The sequence below is a fragment of the Microvirga sp. P4_A5 genome (assembly GCF_056402495.1).
Map to the genome: position 1 here is coordinate 83,247 of NZ_JBFUHH010000008.1, position 6,507 is coordinate 89,753.

General features: G+C 66.4%; 7 protein-coding genes. 3 read left to right on the top strand and 4 right to left on the bottom strand.

Annotation, left to right across the window (positions count from 1 at the left end; translation table 11 throughout):
* Positions 1 to 53 precede the first annotated feature (53 nt).
* Together AC1DVM_RS04715 and AC1DVM_RS04720 are read left to right on the top strand one after the other, a co-directional pair.
* Complete coding sequence (locus tag AC1DVM_RS04715) at positions 54 to 1,043, top strand: L-threonylcarbamoyladenylate synthase (protein ID WP_477252451.1); 990 nt, start codon at positions 54 to 56, stop codon at positions 1,041 to 1,043.
* 29 nt (positions 1,044 to 1,072) lie between these two features.
* Entirely contained in the window at positions 1,073 to 1,714 is a 642-nt protein-coding gene (locus AC1DVM_RS04720) for an HD domain-containing protein (RefSeq protein WP_477252453.1), read from the top strand.
* A gap of 57 nt (positions 1,715 to 1,771) precedes the next feature.
* On the opposite strand, the gene wrbA is transcribed toward AC1DVM_RS04720, so the two are convergent.
* Positions 1,772 to 2,371: an NAD(P)H:quinone oxidoreductase gene (gene wrbA / locus AC1DVM_RS04725; RefSeq protein WP_477252454.1), complete on the bottom strand. Its 600-nt coding sequence runs from the start codon at positions 2,369 to 2,371 to the stop codon at positions 1,772 to 1,774.
* A gap of 156 nt (positions 2,372 to 2,527) precedes the next feature.
* Between wrbA and AC1DVM_RS04730 the strand changes: the two genes are divergently transcribed.
* Entirely contained in the window at positions 2,528 to 3,442 is a 915-nt protein-coding gene (locus AC1DVM_RS04730; protein ID WP_477252456.1) for a LysR family transcriptional regulator, read from the top strand.
* Between the two features lie 22 nt (positions 3,443 to 3,464).
* On the opposite strand, the gene AC1DVM_RS04735 is transcribed toward AC1DVM_RS04730, so the two are convergent.
* The 3 genes from AC1DVM_RS04735 to AC1DVM_RS04745 all read right to left on the bottom strand — a co-directional run.
* On the bottom strand, positions 3,465 to 4,706 hold the full coding sequence (locus tag AC1DVM_RS04735) for an MFS transporter (protein WP_477252457.1): 1,242 nt from the start codon (positions 4,704 to 4,706) through the stop codon (positions 3,465 to 3,467).
* Between the two features lie 121 nt (positions 4,707 to 4,827).
* Positions 4,828 to 6,015 carry a cell wall hydrolase gene (locus AC1DVM_RS04740; protein WP_477252458.1) on the bottom strand — a complete coding sequence of 396 codons (1,188 nt, stop codon included), beginning with the start codon at positions 6,013 to 6,015 and terminating at the stop codon, positions 4,828 to 4,830.
* 127 nt (positions 6,016 to 6,142) lie between these two features.
* The coding region (locus AC1DVM_RS04745) for an MmyB family transcriptional regulator (RefSeq protein WP_477252460.1) at positions 6,143 to 6,507 on the bottom strand (365 nt) is incomplete at its 5' end.

Genomic DNA, 6,507 nt, shown 5'->3' on the forward strand with positions numbered 1-6,507 from the left:
CCGATAGCACGGATCGCGAGCGGTTACAGGCTGGGCTGAAGGGTAGGTTAGACGTGAACGAACCGGGGTCAATGGTCCAGACCGAGCGTCTCGCCGCCGATGAGGCCGGTTTGGCCCGCGCAGCGGCCATTCTGCGACGCGGTGGCCTCGTGGCATTCCCGACCGAGACGGTCTACGGCCTGGGCGCCGACGCGACCCGGGCCGAGGCCGTGACGGGTATTTATGCGGCCAAGGACCGGCCCCGCTTCAATCCGCTCATTTCGCATGTGGACACCGTGGAAGCCGCGCGGGCTCAAGGGTCGTTCGACGACGCGGCCCTGCGCCTGGCGCGGGCCTTCTGGCCCGGCCCCCTCACCCTCGTCGTGCCGGCCTCGGCGGGCTGCACGATCTGCGACCTCGCCCGCGCCGGGCTCGACAGCGTGGGACTGCGGGTCCCCTCGCATCCCCTGGCGCGCCGGCTTCTCTCCGCGTTCGGCCGCCCCGTCGCCGCGCCTTCGGCGAACCGGTCGGGCCGGGTCAGTCCGACGAGCGCCGATCACGTGCTGGTCGATCTCGACGGACGAATCGACGCGGTTCTCGATGGCGGAGCGACGGAGGTGGGCGTCGAATCCACCATCATCGCCTGCCTCGACGGGACGGTCCGGCTCCTGCGCCCCGGAGGGGTGCCACGCGAGGCAATCGAAGAGGTCATCGGACGCGCGCTGGATGTGGCGCCCGCCGATGCGGAGGCTCCGCTCGCGCCCGGCATGCTGGCCTCTCACTACGCGCCCCGCGCGAAGGTTCGGCTCAACGCCGTGACCATCGCGCCCGGAGAGGCCGCGCTCCTGTTCGGCGCTGTGCCGCCGGCCGGCCTCGAGCGCGCGGAAGCCTTCCGCAATCTCAGCGAGAAGGGCGACCTTCGCGAAGCGGCCGCCCGGCTGTTTTCAGCGTTGCGCTCGCTGGACGCCGCATCCGTCAGCGCCATCGCGGTGTCGCCGATCCCCGAGGATGGCCTGGGCGAAGCCATCAACGACCGTCTGCGCCGCGCCGCGGTGGGCCGCTAGCGGCCCCGCCCTCGACCGACGAGAAAAACATGCAGTCAGCCTTCGCGCCCTATCACAGCCTCGCCGAGCGTCTTCTGCCTTATGCGGGAGAAACGGACGGCGACGGATCGCATGACATTTCGCACCTTCAACGGGTCTGGCGAAATGCCGCCCGTATTCAATCGGAAGAAGGCGGCGACGCCGAGATCCTGCTCGCCGCTGCCCTTCTGCATGATTGCGTCGCGGTCGAGAAAAATTCGCGCCTGCGCTCGCAGGCCTCGCGCCTATCGGCGGCCAAGGCCTCGGGCCACCTTGTCGAAGTCGGCTGGAGCGCCGGGCGCGTCGCTGCCACCGCCCACGCGATCGAGGCCCACAGCTTTTCCGCCGGCATCGAACCGACGAGTTTGGAGGCGAAAATTCTCCAGGATGCGGATCGGCTGGACGCCATCGGCATGGTCGGCGTTGCCCGATGCTTCTACATCGCCGGCCGCCTCGGCAGCGCCCTCTACGACGCCGTCGATCCTCTGGCACAAGAACGCCCCTACGATGACAAGCGTTACGCCATCGATCACTTTCAGACGAAGCTGTTGAAACTGTCCTCGGGTTTTCAGACCGCTTCCGGGACACGGTTGGCGCAGGAGCGACACCAGCGCCTCGAACGTTTCCTCGCCGAGTTCAAAAGCGAGATCTGACCGGAATGCTGCCGGGTTCAGGGCGAAATGGCTCGCCTCGAACCCGGATCATCGCATTCAGCGCGTCAGCTTGCCGGCAATCTCGGCCACATGCCGGCCCTGGTAGCGGGCGCCGTCGAGCTCGATGTCGCTCGGCTGGCGGGAGCCGTCGCCGGCAGCGATGGTCGAGGCGCCATAAGGCGAATTGCCCATGACCTCCGAGACGCCCATCTGCCCCGTGAAGGCGTAAGGCAGGCCCACGATGATGAAGCCGAGATGCAGCAGAACCGGGTGGAAGGTCAGGATCGTCGATTCCTGCCCGCCATGCTGCGTTGCGCTCGACGTAAACACCGAACCGACCTTGCCGACGAGCGCGCCGCTCGCCCAGAGCGCCCCGGTCTGGTCGAGGAAGTTCTTCATCTGCGCCGTCATGTTGCCGTAGCGCGTCGGCGTGCCGAAAATGATGGCGTCGTAATCGGCCAATTCTTCAACCGTCGCGATGGGTGCCTTCTGGTCGAGTTTGTAATGCGCTTTTTCGGCGACGGCCGGTGGCACGAGCTCGGGAACCCGCTTGACCACCACCTCGGCGCCCCCGGCGCGCGCGCCCTCGGCGGCTGCATACGCCATCTGCTCCACGTGACCCCACGACGAATAGTAAAGAACCAATACCTTGGCCATACGACCTCCTGTTGAGAATTGGGTGGCGGCGGCGGGAGCGGACGAAAGCCCTGTTCTCCCAATTGCGCGGCCGATGAAGGATGCCTCGCAAGGATAGGATTTCCAGACTGCAAATCCAGTGCTAGCATTGCATGTCTCTTCTTGCATGGATGCATAATGACGAAGCCGAATCTCGTCTGGGACGACTTCCGTCTGGTCAAAGTCATTGCCGACGCCCAGGGCCTCGCTCCCGCCGCCGACCGGCTGGGGGTCAATCACTCAACCGTTTTCCGCCGGCTGGGACAGCTTGAGGAAGGGCTCGGCATCAAGCTCTTCGAGCGCCACCGGACCGGCTACGTCCTGACGCCGGCCGGCGAGGAGATGTCGGCGCTCGCGGAAACCATGGAAGAAAAGGTCGAGACTTTCACCCGCAAGCTCGACGGCCAGGCCGTCACGCCGGCCGGGGAGCTGCGAATTACCACCAACGACACGCTGCTGGTGCACCTGCTCACCCCCATCTTCTCCCGGTTCATCGAGGCCAATCCGGAAATGCGGCTCGATGTGGTGCTGGCCAACCAGGCGCTCAACCTCTCGAAACGGGATGCCGACGTGGCGATTCGCGCCACCGACAACCCGCCCGAGACCCTGGTGGGCCGCCGCGTCGCGACGATCGGATGGGCGATTTACGGCCGCGCGGCTGACTTTCCGGGCGGCAACCTTCCCGATCTCGCGACCCTGTACGACCGGGCGTGGGTTGTCCTCGGGGACAATCTGGCGGGCCTGAAGGCGGCGCGTTTCGTTCGCGACCGCGTAGCGCCGGAGAAGATCGTCTACAAGGTCAATACGGTGTTGGGGCTCGCCGAAGCGGTGGAAGCCGGCGCCGGCATCGGCCCCCTGCCCTGCTTCATCGCCGACAGAAAGCCCGCTCTGGTTCGCCTGTCGGACATCAACCCGGATTTCGCCGCAGGCCTCTGGCTTCTCACCCACCCCGACCTGCGCCAATCCGCGCGCGTCCGGGCCTTCATGGATTTCGTCGGCGCCGAGATCGGCCGCCAGAAACGCGCCATCGAGGGCGGGGCGAAATCCGAATAGGAGCCGCGCCCGCCGCTATGGCCTATTCGGCCGGTTGGAGAGCGGCGCGCTCGACGGGCTGCTCCTTGATCGGGAGGTTGATCAGTCCCGATGCGATGCCGAGCGCGACGGACAGCCACCACACCAGCGTGTAGTTCCCGTAGGCCTCGTAGAGCGCGCCTCCGAGCCAGACCCCGAGGAACCCTCCGACCTGATGCGAGAAAAACGCAAAGCCGTAGAGCATGGCCATGTAGCGCGTGCCGAACATCAGCATCACCAGGGACGACGTCGGCGGGACCGTCGACAACCACAGAAGACCGATGGAGATGCCGAACAGGATCGACGTGAGCGGCGACGGCGGCAGCATGATGAAAACAGCGATCGCCAGCGAACGGCCGAAATAGATCCATGCGAGCAGCCAGCGCTTCGACATCCGCGTGGTGAGATAGCCTGACCCGAGCGAACCGAACGCATTGGCGAGGCCGATGACCGCGAGCGTCCAGCCGCCGACGGTCGCCGAAAGGCCCGCGTCCTTCAGATACGCGGGAAGATGCGCGGTGATGAAGGCGAGCTGGAACCCGCAGGTGAAGAACCCGAGCACCAACAGGACGAAGGAGCGGTGCTTGAAGGCCTCGCCCAAGGCCTGACGGATCGACTGGCCGGGAACCGGCACCGGGCCTTCGCTCGTCGCCTCGTCGCCGCCCTTTCGCTTCGCCAGCACGAGGGCGAGGGGCAGCACCAGCAGAACGCTGCCGGCGAAAATTACCAGCGCCTGCTGCCAGCCGTAATTCTCGATGAGGATGTTGCCGATCGGCGGAAACAGGAACTGGCCGAAAGAGCCCGCCGCCGTTCCGGCGCCGAACGCCATCGGTCGCCATTTCTCCGGCAGCAGTTTGCCGAACGCGCCGAGCACGAGATTGAACGAGCAGCCAGAGAGGCCGAAGCCGATGAGGACGCCGCCGCCAAGCTGCAGCATTCCGGGCGTCGTCGCATAGGCCATGACGACGAGACCCGCCGCATAAAGCAAGGCGCCGACACAGAGCACCCGCACGGCGCCGAACCGGTCCGCCACCGCCCCGGCGAAGGGCTGACCGATACCCCAGAGGAGATTCTGCACCGCGATGGCGAGCCCGAAAATGTCGCGCCCCCAGCCGTATTCCACCGTCATGGGGATCTGAAACAGCCCCGCCGAGGCGCGCGGCCCGAACGTGATGAGCGCGATCAGGCAGCCCGAGAGGACGACCATTTCAGGCGAGAATCGGGAGCGGGCATAGGGTGCGGACATGACGCTGGCCTTGGGTGAAAACCGGGCGACACTAACCGAACTCGCAAGGGCGGGACATTGAAACTTTGGCGATGACGCCATGCAATATCGTGATGGATCGGGGACCGTAACGGGCCCCCGCTCAGGTCTGACCCGGCCGCAGCTTGTAGAAGATATGCTGGCCGATCACGTCCATCTTCTTCAGGCGCTTGGCCCAGTAGGGCCTGACGTATTTGGCGTGGTAATGCGTCGCGCCGCCGACTTCGGCGAGGTAGGTCTTGCCCTCGAGCACCGCGCTGGCGATCTGCTTGGCCTGGTCCCACGCATCGGATTCGGTGGTGCGAAGCGCCTTGCCTTCGCACGCGAAGGTGAACTGGCAGGCGAGGTGGCGGTGGCGGTTCTGGTAGACCACACCGCAGATTGACGACGGATACAGGCCGCTCTTCATGCGGTTGAGGACGACCTGGGCCACGGCTGCCTGGCCCTCCGGCGGTTCGCTGCGCGCCTCGAAATACACAGCCTCCGCGAGGCAGCGCTGCTCCTTGCTGAGATTATCCGGGTCGATGAGATCGGCATAGCGCGGGCGGTCGTCGTCACGTCCGACGATGGTGCTGCCGATGCCCCGCTCGATCCGGGACACGGGAGCGGCCGCAATGACGACCGGCGTGGCATCGGAGGCCGCGGGAGTCGTCGACGAGAGGACGATGGCGCGCCGCACCGATGGCGTCGTGGCGCCGGCCGCGGCCCCCGTGGAGCCGGCGGCGGCGGCGGCGGGCGACTGGATGGAGGTTGCCTGGCTGGTGGTGGTGAATTCCGGTGCCTGCCAGGGCTCGAAGCCTCGCTGCTCCGAATCCGCGCCCTCCACCCGGCCCTCCATCATGACGGTTGGCGGCAGCAGGTTCTCGTCCTGCGTAAAGAGGAGCCGGGAGCCGGGCGCGCCCATGCTGGCATGAATCTTTTCGGCCCGGCGCGTGAGCGCGAGCCGTCCGGTCATGTCCGGGTCGCCCTTGTGGTGGCGGTCGACGATGGGGTCCGAGCCCGCGCCGATCTTGCGATCGAACCGCAAGGGTTGACCCGCTTGCGCGGCAGCCGTGGGTATATCGTAATGCGGAAGGTGGCGCAGGATGTCGGCGCCGATGGTGCTGAGGCCGGACGGGCCCACGAGGGCGCCGACCGGGGGCACGAGGGCGGTGTCGGTCACATGGCCCGCGGCGGTGCGCGGCGAAAAGCTGATGCCCGATTCGGCGTTGTTGCTGGCGGATGCGGTGAACGAGACGAGGAGACCGGCGGCGAGCACCCAGGGCGCCGTCGTGGCGCAGATCCATCTCACTCGAGAGCGACGATACCGAAGACGCACGCGACACACACCCCACAAGAGAACCGGGTGGACGTTCCCGAGGGAATGTCCGGTTCCCCTTCGTTATCGCGGATTAAGGTTGATGGGCGGTTAAGGACCGTCAGCCTTTCTGTGCGAGCCCCTCGGCCATGGCGCGCAAGGTCGCGGCGGTGTCGGGATCGGCCGGGAAGAAAGCTTCGATGGCGAGTTCCGACAGCGTCACATCGACGGGCGTTCCGAACACGGTTGTGGTGCTGAAAAGGGTGATGACCTGCTGCGGCATCGCCAGTTTCAACGGCACGAGCACGCCCGCGTAATCGCGTCGCGGCGCCACGTCCCGCCTTTGCGCCGGCGGCGTCGGATATGCGCGCAATTCCTCCATGAGTTTCATCAGCACCGAATCGCCCGTTACATCCACCTGTTGATGCAGGCGCGCCAGAAGGTGGTCGCGCCACTCGGCGAAATTGACGATGCGAGATGCAAGCC